Origin of the sequence: Eupransor demetentiae, from assembly GCF_963930865.1 — a bacterium.
GTDB classification, from domain to species: Bacteria; Bacillota; Bacilli; order Lactobacillales; family Lactobacillaceae; genus Eupransor; species Eupransor demetentiae.
The window spans coordinates 497,310-509,907 of sequence record NZ_CAWVOH010000001.1; the positions used below are offsets into that span (position 1 = coordinate 497,310).

The following is a 12,598-nucleotide window of genomic DNA, read 5'->3' on the forward strand; positions in this document are numbered from 1 at the left end:
TCTACAAAAAAAGCAGTCTCACTTAAGGACTGCTTTTTGCTTTACTTATACAAAATCAAGGCTGACAAATGTCGAGCCCAACGGTTGAATTTAACATCAACAATCTCGTGATCTTGGTTTTGGAGGTCTTCCAAAACCTTGTTCAACTCGCTTTCAAAATACTCGTCTGATTTAAAACGGGTCGAAAATAACTTCGTTAACATTTCAAATCTCCCTTAGCTATTACGCTTCAAAAAATACTTCCGCACTACCCACTTACGCAATTCTTCCAAGAGAATCAGCGGAATGGGAATAGCAATCAAGAAGAGCCATTCTTGCACGCCCAGAGCGTGTGTGTTGAAGACACCCTGTAGGAATGGCACGTAGATGATCAAGGAAATCAAAATCACTTCGAAGATGATTCCTGTCACGATGTGCTTGTTACTAAAGAGGCCAATCTTGAAGACGGACGTGTACTTTGTCCGGGCGTTCATCGCCGCCGCAATCTGACAGAAGACGATGGCGGCCAAAGTAATCGTCGTCGCTTCCGCATAAACTGCACCGGATGCTGACAAGGCGTGTTTTGGCCAGCCATAAGCATAGTTGACGAAGAAGTAAGCACCGGCTGAAATAATCGAAGCTACCAAACCATAAAGACCAAAGGCCTTCCAAATAATGGACTTATTGAGCAAGTGCGCCTTGCGTGAACGTGGTGGCTCCTGCATGACACCGGGTTCGCTCTTTTCGGAACCAAGGCCAAGGGCAGGTAGCATATCAGTTCCCAAATCGATGGTCAAAATCTGCATCACCGTTAGTGGCAACGGAATCAAACCACCTGAGAAGAGGAAGAGCACGGATGGAAAGGCTTCCGGCACGTTACTGTTCAAAATGTAGAGAAGGAATTTTTGGATGTTGCTGTATACGGTTCGACCCTCTTCGATGGCCGCAATGATTGAGGCAAAGTTATCATCCGTCAAAATCATGTCTGCCGCTTCCTTGGCAACATCGGTTCCGGTGGCACCCATGGCAATTCCAATGTCGGCCTGTTTCAAGGCAGGCGCATCGTTAACACCGTCGCCTGTCGAAGCCACGATTTCGCCATTGGCCTGGTTAGCCTTAACGATCCGGTACTTCTGTTCAGGGGCAACACGGGCAAAGATAACTTCGCCCTTCACGGCCTGACGCAAGTCTTCATCGGCCATGGCAGACAACTCATCCCCCGTAATCACGCGCGCTTGATCGGAAACCAAACCGATTTTAACGGCTACGGACTTGGCAGTAATCGGACCGTCCCCGGTAACCATGATGATGCGAATTCCGGCTTGGTGAGCCTTCTTGACGGCGGCATAGATTTCAGGACGTGGTGGATCCGCCATGATGGTCAAGCCAACAAAGGTCAAATTCTGTTCCGTGTTGGCTGCCGTCGCTTGGGACAAATCTTCGCTGGCATCCAGGTCCCGGTAGGCAACCGCCAAGGAACGCAAGCCCTGTTTAGCATATTCTTCGTCGGCAGCCTGAATCTGCTTAATATCGTCATCTGTAATGGCGCGAACCTGGCCGTTAACCAAAATCGACTTCGTAATGCTTAAGATACCGTCTAGAGCACCCTTGGTATATAGGGTCAGCTTGCCATCCTGGCCCTTATTGACCGTTGACATGCGCTTACGAACAGAATCAAAAACCAATTCCTTTTGCCGTGGATTGGCATTGGCTAGCTGCTTACTTGCTAATTGGTACTTCTCCGCCAAAATAACCAGAGAAGCTTCGGTCGGTGTTCCCACGATTTTGGCTTGTGCACCCGGTTGGTTGTTCGGGGTAACGGTCGTGTCGTTGTTTAATGAAATCGCCTTCATCAAGAGGTCAAGATCGGCGTTTTGACCGGGCTTAACCGCTGCTTGGCCGTCCATGACTTGGCCATTATTAACGTAGCCTTCTCCGCTGACGGTAAAGACCTTGTCAGGTAGCCAAACATGGTTGATGGTCATTTGGTTTTGCGTTAGGGTTCCGGTTTTATCCGAAGCAATTACGGTCGTTTCGCCCAACGTTTCGACACTATTGAGGTTCTTCACCAAGGCATTTTTCTTGGCCATGCGCTGAACACCTTGTGCCAGTGATAGCGTGACCGTTGGCAGCAAACCTTCTGGAATGAAGGCAACAACCATCCCCAAGGCAAAGATGAAGGACTGAGCGACTGGGTAGTGCACAAAGAAAATTGCAGCTAGGAAGAAAGCAATTCCAATTGAAATCGCGATGATCGAAAGCTGACGGGTCAAGCGGTTCAATTCCAATTCCAAAGGAGAAGGCTTGGCTTGCTGGCTTTGGGTCAAACTAGCAATCTTACCGAACTCGGTGTTCATTCCAGTGCTGAGCGCCACCGCTTTAGCAGAACCCGCAGAAGCAACCGTCCCAGCGTAAATTAGATTTTCCTCGTCGAACTTGCCTTCGCCATGATGGTAGTCCGGTTTCTTATCCGTTAAATCAGACTCCCCCGTTAAGGCCGATTCATCAACTTGAAAGGAATCAGCGGAGATAATTCGTGCATCGGCAGAAATACTATTTCCCGCAGCAATCATCAAAATATCGCCGGGCACAATGTCGGCCGTATCAATCTGCTCCGACTTGCCGTTGCGAATGACAGTTGCCTGCGTTGGCAACATCTTCTTCAGGGCATCGGAAGCCTTGTGAGCTTGGTTTTCCTGCCAGTAAGAGAAAAGACCGTTGATGATGTTGACCGCCCAAATGGCGATTCCCAATTCGACCATCTTGGCAAAAATAGCAATAAATCCGGATACCCAAAGCAAAATCGCCATCAAACTCGTAAAATTCTTTAGGAAGTGCAGCAATTTATTTTCGCCCTTGGCTGCAGTGATGACGTTATCGCCGTACTTCGCTTTCTGGCTTTGTACTTGTTGATCCGTAAGACCATTCGCACTCGTCCTCAAGCTTTGATAGAGCTGGTCGATTGGCATTTGTGCCAGTTGGTCTTTGTCTTGTTTATCTTGCACCATCGCTTTGCTTTCCCTCCAATTAATCGAATGAAATTTCGCCTCAATTATAACACTATTGTGCAATACGCTCAGCGAACTAAAAAAGCCCACAGGACGAGCCAGCATCTTGGGTAAGATGACGAATCATTCTGTAGGTTTTTTCAAATTAATTTTTAGCAACCCTTGCCGTCAAAGATAACGGCATAAATGGCCTGGATGAGCATCCCCACCGCCATGACATACATGGCTGGCATCATTTGCATGGTCGCCACCAAGTAAATGTCAAAAATCCAAACTAATGCCATAATCATGTGAAAAGTTCGATTGAAAGTCATTTTCTACTCCCTTAACGTGATTCTTTTCGTATTCTTGCTTGTTTAAAGCATAACATAAATAATTACCAAATTTAGAATGATTCTTGTATACTACAGATAAAGAAGCACAGGACGAGCCAGCATCTTGGGTAAGATGACGAATCATTCTGTAGGTTTTTTCAAATTAATTTTTAGCAACCCTTGCCGTCAAAGATAACGGCATAAATGGCCTGGATGAGCATCCCCACCGCCATGACATACATGGCTGGCATCATTTGCATGGTCGCCACCAAGTAAATGTCAAAAATCCAAACTAATGCCATAATCATGTGAAAAATTCGATTGAAAGTCATTTTCTACTCCCTTAACGTGATTCTTTTCGTATTCTTGCTTGTTTAAAGCATAACATAAATAATTACCAAATTTAGAATGATTCTTGTATACTACAGATAAAGAAGCAAAGGAGAAAATGATGTCAGAAGCAAAAAAACCAATCTATGACGATTATTTCTTTAATAAGTCGGCATATGACTATCATGATGGTGGCTACATTCCCTTGGAAGTTTACGATGCACCGGCTCAACCGCTCAACATCCCTTCAATCTTGAAGCCGGATAAAGAGACGGACACTGATGTTTGGTTAACGGTCCATGCCCAACCTGGGGAAACGCAAATTGTACCCGGTGCTAAGACCAAGACCTGGGGTTACAATCAAAGTCTATTGGGACAAACTATTGTTTTTCAGAGCGGGAAAACTTATCACGTTACGTTAAAGAATAGTCTGCCCGAATTGACCACTTTCCACTGGCACGGATTGGACGTTCCCGGTCCCTTCATCGATGGTGGCTGCCACGCCCCCGTCTATCCTGGTGAACCCAAGGAAATTACCTTCAAGGTTAACCAACCAGCTGCCACAACCTGGTTGCACGCCCATCCATGTCCTTTGACTGGTTGGGACGTCTGGCATGGTTTGGCTGCCATGGCCTATGTCAAAGACGAGCACGAAGAAAGCTTGCCCATTCCTCATAACTACGGCATTGATGATATTCCGGTCATTTTGCAAGACCGTCGTTTCCATGAAAATAATCAGTGGGATTACGATGCGGACTATGATCCCGATGGGGTCGCTGGCCCAACCGCATTGATTAACGGGACCGTTAATCCTGAATTTGATGTGACGACCCAAAAGCTGCGTGTTCGCTTCTTGGATGGTGCCAACCGCCGCGAATGGCGTTTGCACTTGTCAGACGATTTGGTCATGACGCAAGTCGCTTCCGACGGCGGCCTCTTGCCTAAACCAGTTAAGATGACCAAGTTCATGATTACTTGTGCTGAACGTGCTGAATTCATCCTGGATTTCAAGGACTACAAGGCTGGCGATAAGGTTACCTTGTATTCAGACGACACACCAATTTTGACCTTTAACATCAAGGAATTTGCCGCCGATAACACGGAATTACCTGCTACCTTAGCCGACACTTCTTATCCTGACCCAGAGCCTGACGCTCATATTCACCAAGTCGTGATGTCAGGCACTGATGAAGAAGTCATGTTGAACGGTCGTAAGTTTGGCATGATGCGCATTGATGATCGCCAGGAACTTGGTAAGTCCGAATATTGGGACATCACCAACACCAACGATTGCTGTGGCGGAATGCTCCATCCCTACCACATGCACGGCGGTTCCTTCCAAATCGTTTCCCGTGATGGCAAGGCCCCTTACCCTAACGAATTGGGTTACAAGGACACGGTTAGCGTCAACCCTGGTGAAACCGTCCGAGTGAAGATGCGCTTTAACTACGAAGGTGTCTTCATGTATCACTGCCACATCATCGAACACGAAGATGGCGGTATGATGGCTCAAATGCAAGTTTGGACCAAGGAAGAGCCTGAAAAGAAGTATGATTTGATGGCAATGGATACCTTGATGAACGCGCTCGCAAAAGAACGCGGCTGCAAGGTTGATGAATTGAAGATTAGCAATATGGAGCCCTATAAGAAGATGGGCATGGATATGTGCTAAGCGTATAAGAAAAGCAGGCCAAATGGCCTGCTTTTTTAATTTATTTTTATAGGAAAACACTCAAATTCAAGACAACAATCAAGGCCGCCATCACCATGTGAAAACGCTTATGATTGAGCAAAATGGCAATGTATTCGCGAATCAAAGCATTGGGCAAGAAATAACGGCTGGTCTTGGAACCAATCCCATTAATATTAAGTCCAACCAAGCGGGCATAGCCTGCTGCTCGAAAGACATGATAATCGTTAGTCGTGAAAATACCGTTATTAATATCAATGCCCTTTGCTTCAAGTAATTGCTTTGAAAAAAGCATGTTTTCGTAGGTGTTCTTCGATTTATCATCCACCAAAATATCGTCCGCCGGAACGCCTTGTTGGACAGCATACTCCTTCATGGCAACGCCTTCTGCTAATTTTTCGTCGCCGCCCTGGCCACCGGACATCAAGATTTTCATCGAACGGCCAGTCTTTTCGAACTGGGCAATTTTGAAGTCAATCGCCGCTTGAATTCGAGAAGCAAGCAAAGGTGAAACGGTCGTGCCGTTAATTAAGCCGGCACCTAGGACGATGGCGTAGTCCTTATCATACTTTGGCCGCACAACTTTGGTAATGATAAAGGAAGTCAAAAAGGTCAGCACCCAGAAAACCAAGTAGATCAGGAAGAAAAAGGAAACGTTTTGCAAAAAGATGAAAGGCTTAAAATCCGGCAACCATTGATTTAAGAGCTTAAAGCCAGCCGGAACCAGAATCAACAAGGCCCCAATGATTAGCGTAAGAACATTTCCCAAGGTGTGGCTTTCCCGTCGCCAAACAATCAGGCCATTCAGGATGAAGAGATAAGCCGACATCACAACCAAGATTAAAATTGGAATGGCAATAGCTGCCAGAACAATAAAGTAGACAATCATCACGGTTGGCTGATTAATGGCCACCAAAATGAAAGTCAAAGTCAAAAAATAAGAGATTATGGTTAAATTGGCGACCATTCCGCACAACAAACGGTAGCGGTTCTTTCGAATCAAACCATACGAAAGAAGTGTTAAAATAGCCGAAACCGCCAAGAAGAAAATACTAGTTGCGATTCCAGAGTTAAAATTTTGTGTCATAAGCTCCCCTAACGATACATTACTAAGGGTATTATATAACATCTATCCGTGAGGCCACACCATGTTTCCCTACCAAATCAACGACAAAATCACATTAAAGCTTCCTCAACCCCAAAACGATGCGCCAGCTCTTTTTCACTTAATCGATAGCAGTCGCAAGGAAATGCTGCCCTGGCTTCCTTGGGTTGAAAAAATGACAAACGAACACGAAGAAGCTGACTTCTTAATAAGCGTTTTAAAGCAAACTGCTCTTCAAAAAGCGCTGCACACCGTGATTCATTACGAACATAAGCCAGTAGGAATGCTCTCCTTTAATACCCTTGACCATGAAAAGCATTCCGCTGAAATCGGTTACTGGTTGGGCACACGCTATACCAGCATGGGCATCATGCATACAGCAGTAGAAGCCCTTTGCCGAATTGGCTTTGAGCATTATCAACTCGACACGATCGAAATTCATGCCGCTTCCGACAATTTAGCTAGTAACCATGTCGCTGAAAAAGCCGGCTTCCAACTTGTCGAAGTTCGTCCAAATCAGGAAGATTTGCCAGACGGACATCACGATCAAAATATTTGGTTGCTGAACAAGTAAGCACAAAAAAGAGCAGCAAACGCTGCTCTTTTTTCATCCATGCATTTGATGCCAGTGCTGTATTTCTTCAAGGCGTTCTTTGAAACGACTTTCATGACCTTGGGAGGTGGGTTTGTAATAGCGATGTCCCTCTAGCTTTGCCGGCATCGTTTTCATGTCGGTCAATTTATCTTCAGCATAGTGGGCTAACTGATAATTTTTCCCGTAACCTAAGTCCTTCATTAACTTCGTAGGTGCGTTGCGGATTTGCATTGGAACGGGCTCACTGCCAGTTGCCTTAACATCTTTAGCAGCTGCAAGTCGAGCCTTATAAACGGCATTCGATTTAGGTGCCAAAGACAAGTAAGTCACCGCCTCAACCAAATGAACATCACATTCTGGCATGCCAATCATCTGGCAGGCCTGGAAAACATTGATGGCCACGTTAAGAGCATTGGTGTCCGCCAGGCCAATATCTTCACTGGCAAAACGAACTAGGCGCCGGGCAATGTATATTGGATCTTCGCCACCATCTAACATCCGTGATAGCCAATAGATTGCGGCATCGACATCACTGTTGCGCATCGATTTATGCAAGGCCGAAATGATGTTGTAATGCTCCTCGCCATTCTTGTCATAAAGAACGAACTTCTGACTGATAAGCTGGCTCAAAGTTGCCATTGTAATAACGGTTGTGCCGTCCTTTTCAGGACTGTTCAAAACGGCCATTTCAAGCGTATTCAAAGCCTTACGAGCATCCCCATCCGCGAAGTTCGCAATCGCCTGAATCTCATCATCACCAATTTCAATTTTTTGCTTGCCAAAGCCCGCTGGACTCTGCAAAGTATGATGAAGTAATTCAACCAAATCGCTCGGTTGCAATTCATGCAGCACAAAAACCCGACAACGGGAAAGCAAGGCTGAGTTCACTTCAAAAGATGGATTCTCAGTCGTTGCCCCGATCAAAATGATGCTCCCCTGTTCCACGTAAGGTAGAAAGGCATCCTGTTGGGCCTTGTTAAAGCGATGAATTTCATCAACAAAAACTAGCGTCCGTTGTCCCAGCGCGCGATCATTTTCAGCTTCTTTCATGACCTTTTTGATTTTAGAAATACTGCTGTCCACGGCCGAGAAACTCAAAAATGCCGATTGAGTCTGACGGGCAATAATTTCTGCCAGCGTGGTCTTTCCCACTCCTGGTGGACCCCAGAAAATCAAGGAGGATACTTGGTCATTTTCAATCATCCCACGCAAAATTTTTCCCTGCCCAATCAAATCCTGTTGGCCCACGAATTCATCCAGATTTTGTGGACGAACACGGCTAGCCAAGGGTTCGCTAGCCTGATTATTCTCAAATAGTGATGCTTGCTTCATGGCAGCTCCTTGTGACGAACATTTGTTCCCATTATACATGAATGCAGTTAAAAATCATAGATTCCACCAATCCTATAGGCCAATTTTGCTATAATACACAGTGATTGAATTTTTCCGAAAAGAGAATGAATATGACGAATAACCAAGACAAGCAATTCCAGTGTCTCGTAGACAAAGAAATGTATGCAATGACGGATGGGACCTTCATTCACGAACTCGATCCCGCTATCCGCAAAGAAATTAAGCGCGATTATCCCGATTTGCACAAGGATAACTTCATTTGTAGCGAACACCTCGTGCGTTATCGTTTGAAGCGCATGAATCGAATGATTCGTGACGACTTACATAAGAATGAATTGATCCACGAAAAGATGGCCAACGTTTCCAAAAACGACAACTATCAAATCATTGATGTTGATAAGAAGCTGGAAGAAACATTAACCTTTGGCCAAAAAATCGCGGACGGCGTTGCCCGTTTTGGTGGTTCATGGACCTTCGTCCTTACCTTCGTCGGCTTTATTGTCGGTTGGATTCTCATCAACGGGATGCACCTCTTCGGTGTGCATTTTGACAACTTCCCCTTCATTCTCTTGAACCTCTTCTTATCGATTGTTGCCGCTATTCAAGCGCCATTAATCATGATGAGTCAGAACCGTTCAGGATCATATGACCGCATGGAATCACGAAACGATTACCACGTGAACTTACGATCTGAAGAAGAAATTCGTCTTTTGCATTCCAAGATGGACCACTTGATTCAACAGGATCAACCCGACGTGATGCAGGTACAAAAGATGCAGATGGAAATGTTGGCATCCATCAACGAACAACTTGCCATTGTCATGAAACAGCAAAAAAAAGATGAGGAATAATCCTCATCTTTTTTATTTGGTCAAGAAATCATAGATAGCTTGATCAACTTCCTTGTTTTCATGGAGCTTGGAATGTTGGGCCTGCTTACCAGTAATAAGCTTTTCTTGGTAAGTTGAAGGCTGGCGCACAAAGTAACGCAATGACTTCGATGAATTGTTGGGAACGGTCGTGTCCGAACCATTGCCGGTACTGTCACCGTAGATGTTTAATACCTTGGTTTTGTTATTCTCGTAGTACTTTTCTAGACCGGCCAAACTGCGGTAGCTATCAGTTTCCTTGCTTGGCATGCCGTTGGCTTCGAGTCCAGCGCTGGCATCATTTTGGAATCGCAAACCATTAAAGTGGCCGGCGATGTCAATCGTGCGTTCCACGCGCGGCAAGTTATCCGGATACTGACTGTGACTCTTCAAATAGTAAACAATGGCCATGTTGCCCATGGAATGCCCAATCAAGTTCACTTTCGTAATTCCTTGCTCATGTAACTGGGTCATAATGGTGTCCACCCAGTCCGTCGTCTTAGCAAAATCAGTGTTGCTGTTGTCGTTGAACTGAACCAAGTAGATTGGGTGCTTATCCCCTGCTGCAGCTTTGCGATTGAAGCTAACCTTGCTATCTTTTGAAACCGTCACATTAATTCGGCGGTTAGAATAGCCCTTGTCAACAAGGTAACGGCTCATGCTCTGTTCGGCGTTGCGCGAAGAGCCGTATCCGTGGAAAAAGACGGTAGCCTCAGTTGGTTTCACATCGGTCTGTCCACTGGCTTTTTTATAAGTAACAAGCGCCAAAGCAATCACGACAATCGCGACCAGAACCGCTAAAACCGTATATATTGTTTTTGGTTTCATATTTATATTTCTCCAATTAGTCCAGACTGGTTACGACCGGATTATTCAAATAATCATAAAGTCGTTCGACTTCGGAAAGTTTGTTTGTATCTAACATTGATGGACGTTTACGATCAAGCTTACTAATTGCTTCGAATTCATCAGAACTAAGCTCAAAATCCCAAATATCAGCATTTTCTTGCATACGGTTTTCATGAACAGACTTTGGAATAACACTGATACCTTGCTGCACATTCCAACGTAAGATAACCTGAGCAACAGATTTACCATGCTTCTTGGCAATTTCCTCGAGGGTTGGTTCTTCAAACATGCCATTCATTCCTTCTGCAAAGGGTGCCCAGGCTTCAGCATGAAGACCCCTTTCCGCCATTAACTTCAATAATTCAGGTCGCTGGAAATGAGGATGATGCTCAATTTGATTAACCTGAGGAATAAAGTCGAAATTATAAAGCAAATCCGTTAATTTAGAAGCATCAAAATTACTAATTCCAATCGCACGTACTTTACCAGCCTTATACAAATCAATCATAGCGCGATAAGCACCATAATAGTCGCCCAATGGCATGTGGATTAAGTACAGGTCAATATAATTAAGACCTAATTTATTTAAAGATTGATAGAAAGCTTGAATCGTACGCCGATAGCCCATTTCATTGACATAAGCCTTAGTCGTCACAAATAATTCCTCTCGGGGAATATCTGATTCTGAAATGGCAGCACCAACAGCTTCCTCGTTCTTATATGATGAAGCAGTATCCAACATACGGTAGCCATTTTTCAATGCTAATTTTACTGCTGTTTTTGCTTCGTCTAAATCCGAAACCTGGAAAACACCAAAACCTTCAAGAGGCATCTCAATATCATTATTTAATCGAATTGTCTTTTGCATAAATATCTCCTTCATTTTCTATCTGCGAACAAAATTGCTTTGTCCACTAATTGATGCTAAACTCATCTTACAATCTAAACCTAACTTTAAGTAAAGGAAGAATTTGATGTCTTACTCAATTGGTCAAGTGGCCGAAATGTACAAATTACCTGTCTCAACCGTTCGCTACTACGACAAAATGGGACTTTTTCCGGGTCTTAAACGTGAATCTGGCTTCCGTCGCTTTTCCAATGTGGACGTGCAGGCGCTAAATCTCATCGATTGTCTAAAAAAATCGGGCCTATCGATTACTGATATCAAAGATTTTATGGACCTAACAACCAAGGGCCCCTCGACCTTTGAAGAGCGCCGCGAACTTTTCATTGAACAGGAAGCAACCGTTGAAAAGGAATTGGCGGAAATTAAAAAAGTTCAGGCCATGCTTCAGTTCAAGCATTGGTACTATGATGAAGCCATCAAACTCGGCAACGAAGAAGCTGTTCAAGCCATGATTCCTGATCAATTACCAAAAGAAATTCGAGCAGCTTATCAATTGTCGCATAACTAATAAAAGACGCCTCTTCGGCGTCTTTTTTAATAGAAACTAGGTTTATCCAACTTTTCACTGCCGGGTTCGTATACACCCACTGAAGCCTTAACATCACGCCCTGGGTTATTCAACAAGTCAATCACGTATTGCACGACGGCCTCGCGAGTCACCTGAGCACCAACGAAGGGTTCGCCCTTTTGCGTCAAAGCATATTTTGTATTCCCAGACTGGTTATAAAGCCAAGACATGCGCATGTAAGTGTAATCAAGTCCTGAATTTTCCAAATCACTCACCCACTGTTTACGTTGGGCTGACGCATCTCCTATCATGGCGCGGTTCCAGTCACCAAATTTTCCACCGACTTCGTTGTAGACACCTAAAACACCGGCAACAATAATTCGCTTAAGGCCTGTTGCTCGCATCGCTGCCACAATCGTGCCCAGTTCATGGTCCGAGCCTTCAAAAACTGCATCCTGACCCGTCATTGCTTTTTCGAGTAAAGCTTGATCAGAGAAATCGCCGTCAATCAAGGTCACGCGATCATTGTCGGCATACTGACCCAAACGTTGTTTCGCATCACGAGCATATAGTGTTAATTCATCGTCACTTTCATTGAGTAATCTTTCCGTGAGCATCCGTGAGATTTGTCCAGCTGCTCCTAAAATCAATAATTTCATATTGTGCTCCCTTCAATTTCCTTCTATTGCCATTAAACACCTTAAAGTGGGCTTTAGGTCAAACAAATCCGCTTCTGCTATAATTAGAAAAAAGCAAAAGGATGAATTAAATGCTAATTAGCACAACAGAAAACATCGGCAAAGACTACGAAGTACTTGGCGAAGTCTTTGGCGTAACAACGCAATCACGTGACATGTTTAGTAACTTCGGCGCTGGTTTAAAGAACCTCGTCGGCGGTGAAATCAAGGGTTACACCAAGATGCTGCACACTTCCCGCGAAGAAGCCATTTCTCGAATGACGGAAGAAGCTGCCAAGAAGGGTGGCGACGCCATCGTCATGATGCGCTTTGACTCTGGTTCAATCGGAAACGATATGCAAAGTGTCGTTGCCTATGGTACAGCCGTGAAGTTTAAGTAAACTAACGAAAAAA

The 12,598-nt window shown here is 44.7% G+C and carries 14 protein-coding genes; 5 read left to right on the forward strand and 9 right to left on the reverse strand.

What is annotated here, in order from left to right; translation table 11 throughout:
- Positions 1-41: 41 nt before the first annotated feature.
- The 4 genes from ABSY64_RS02475 to ABSY64_RS02490 form a co-directional block, all read right to left on the reverse strand.
- Complete coding sequence (locus ABSY64_RS02475; RefSeq protein ID WP_349641482.1) at positions 42-203, reverse strand: hypothetical protein; 162 nt, start codon at positions 201-203, stop codon at positions 42-44.
- Between the two features lie 12 nt (positions 204-215).
- Positions 216-2,987, reverse strand: a complete 2,772-nt coding sequence (locus ABSY64_RS02480) for a cation-translocating P-type ATPase (RefSeq protein WP_349641483.1) — start codon at positions 2,985-2,987, stop codon at positions 216-218.
- A 152-nt stretch (positions 2,988-3,139) separates the two neighbouring features.
- Positions 3,140-3,301 carry a hypothetical protein gene (locus tag ABSY64_RS02485; protein ID WP_349641484.1) on the reverse strand — a complete coding sequence of 54 codons (162 nt, stop codon included), beginning with the start codon at positions 3,299-3,301 and terminating at the stop codon, positions 3,140-3,142.
- 170 nt (positions 3,302-3,471) lie between these two features.
- A complete protein-coding gene (locus ABSY64_RS02490; RefSeq protein ID WP_349641485.1) occupies positions 3,472-3,633 on the reverse strand; it encodes a hypothetical protein in 162 nt (53 codons plus the stop codon).
- Between the two features lie 119 nt (positions 3,634-3,752).
- Between ABSY64_RS02490 and ABSY64_RS02495 the strand changes: the two genes are divergently transcribed.
- The gene (locus ABSY64_RS02495; RefSeq protein WP_349641486.1) at positions 3,753-5,303 is read left to right on the forward strand and encodes a multicopper oxidase family protein; all 1,551 of its coding nucleotides are present in this window, start codon (positions 3,753-3,755) and stop codon (positions 5,301-5,303) included.
- Between the two features lie 46 nt (positions 5,304-5,349).
- Here the strand turns inward: ABSY64_RS02495 and ABSY64_RS02500 are convergent, their stop codons facing one another.
- Entirely contained in the window at positions 5,350-6,408 is a 1,059-nt protein-coding gene (locus ABSY64_RS02500; protein WP_349641487.1) for a YdcF family protein, read from the reverse strand.
- A gap of 61 nt (positions 6,409-6,469) precedes the next feature.
- Between ABSY64_RS02500 and ABSY64_RS02505 the strand changes: the two genes are divergently transcribed.
- On the forward strand, positions 6,470-7,000 hold the full coding sequence (locus ABSY64_RS02505; RefSeq protein ID WP_349641488.1) for a GNAT family N-acetyltransferase: 531 nt from the start codon (positions 6,470-6,472) through the stop codon (positions 6,998-7,000).
- Between the two features lie 33 nt (positions 7,001-7,033).
- Here ABSY64_RS02505 and ABSY64_RS02510 read toward each other — a convergent pair whose 3' ends face one another.
- The gene (locus ABSY64_RS02510) at positions 7,034-8,353 is read right to left on the reverse strand and encodes a replication-associated recombination protein A (RefSeq protein ID WP_349641489.1); all 1,320 of its coding nucleotides are present in this window, start codon (positions 8,351-8,353) and stop codon (positions 7,034-7,036) included.
- Between the two features lie 131 nt (positions 8,354-8,484).
- Here ABSY64_RS02510 and ABSY64_RS02515 point away from each other — a divergent pair, with 131 nt between their 5' ends.
- A complete protein-coding gene (locus ABSY64_RS02515; RefSeq protein ID WP_349641490.1) occupies positions 8,485-9,225 on the forward strand; it encodes a DUF1003 domain-containing protein in 741 nt (246 codons plus the stop codon).
- Positions 9,226-9,237: 12 nt separating this feature from the next.
- Here the strand turns inward: ABSY64_RS02515 and ABSY64_RS02520 are convergent, their stop codons facing one another.
- Positions 9,238-10,071: an alpha/beta hydrolase gene (locus tag ABSY64_RS02520; RefSeq protein ID WP_349641491.1), complete on the reverse strand. Its 834-nt coding sequence runs from the start codon at positions 10,069-10,071 to the stop codon at positions 9,238-9,240.
- A gap of 16 nt (positions 10,072-10,087) precedes the next feature.
- Positions 10,088-10,960: an aldo/keto reductase gene (locus tag ABSY64_RS02525; protein ID WP_349641492.1), complete on the reverse strand. Its 873-nt coding sequence runs from the start codon at positions 10,958-10,960 to the stop codon at positions 10,088-10,090.
- Positions 10,961-11,066: 106 nt separating this feature from the next.
- Between ABSY64_RS02525 and ABSY64_RS02530 the strand changes: the two genes are divergently transcribed.
- Entirely contained in the window at positions 11,067-11,507 is a 441-nt protein-coding gene (locus ABSY64_RS02530; RefSeq protein WP_349641493.1) for a MerR family transcriptional regulator, read from the forward strand.
- A gap of 26 nt (positions 11,508-11,533) precedes the next feature.
- Here ABSY64_RS02530 and ABSY64_RS02535 read toward each other — a convergent pair whose 3' ends face one another.
- Entirely contained in the window at positions 11,534-12,166 is a 633-nt protein-coding gene (locus ABSY64_RS02535; protein ID WP_349641494.1) for an NAD(P)H-binding protein, read from the reverse strand.
- 110 nt (positions 12,167-12,276) lie between these two features.
- Here ABSY64_RS02535 and ABSY64_RS02540 point away from each other — a divergent pair, with 110 nt between their 5' ends.
- A complete protein-coding gene (locus tag ABSY64_RS02540) occupies positions 12,277-12,585 on the forward strand; it encodes a heavy metal-binding domain-containing protein (RefSeq protein WP_349641495.1) in 309 nt (102 codons plus the stop codon).
- Positions 12,586-12,598: the final 13 nt, after the last annotated feature.

Coding starts and splice junctions, on each gene's coding strand:
- ABSY64_RS02475 (WP_349641482.1), bottom strand. CDS start 203: ATGTTAACGAAGTTATTTTCGACCCGTTTTAAATCAGACGAGTATTTT.
- ABSY64_RS02480 (WP_349641483.1), bottom strand. CDS start 2,987: ATGGTGCAAGATAAACAAGACAAAGACCAACTGGCACAAATGCCAATC.
- ABSY64_RS02485 (WP_349641484.1), bottom strand. CDS start 3,301: ATGACTTTCAATCGAACTTTTCACATGATTATGGCATTAGTTTGGATT.
- ABSY64_RS02490 (WP_349641485.1), bottom strand. CDS start 3,633: ATGACTTTCAATCGAATTTTTCACATGATTATGGCATTAGTTTGGATT.
- ABSY64_RS02495 (WP_349641486.1), top strand. CDS start 3,753: ATGTCAGAAGCAAAAAAACCAATCTATGACGATTATTTCTTTAATAAG.
- ABSY64_RS02500 (WP_349641487.1), bottom strand. CDS start 6,408: ATGACACAAAATTTTAACTCTGGAATCGCAACTAGTATTTTCTTCTTG.
- ABSY64_RS02505 (WP_349641488.1), top strand. CDS start 6,470: ATGTTTCCCTACCAAATCAACGACAAAATCACATTAAAGCTTCCTCAA.
- ABSY64_RS02510 (WP_349641489.1), bottom strand. CDS start 8,353: ATGAAGCAAGCATCACTATTTGAGAATAATCAGGCTAGCGAACCCTTG.
- ABSY64_RS02515 (WP_349641490.1), top strand. CDS start 8,485: ATGACGAATAACCAAGACAAGCAATTCCAGTGTCTCGTAGACAAAGAA.
- ABSY64_RS02520 (WP_349641491.1), bottom strand. CDS start 10,071: ATGAAACCAAAAACAATATATACGGTTTTAGCGGTTCTGGTCGCGATT.
- ABSY64_RS02525 (WP_349641492.1), bottom strand. CDS start 10,960: ATGCAAAAGACAATTCGATTAAATAATGATATTGAGATGCCTCTTGAA.
- ABSY64_RS02530 (WP_349641493.1), top strand. CDS start 11,067: ATGTCTTACTCAATTGGTCAAGTGGCCGAAATGTACAAATTACCTGTC.
- ABSY64_RS02535 (WP_349641494.1), bottom strand. CDS start 12,166: ATGAAATTATTGATTTTAGGAGCAGCTGGACAAATCTCACGGATGCTC.
- ABSY64_RS02540 (WP_349641495.1), top strand. CDS start 12,277: ATGCTAATTAGCACAACAGAAAACATCGGCAAAGACTACGAAGTACTT.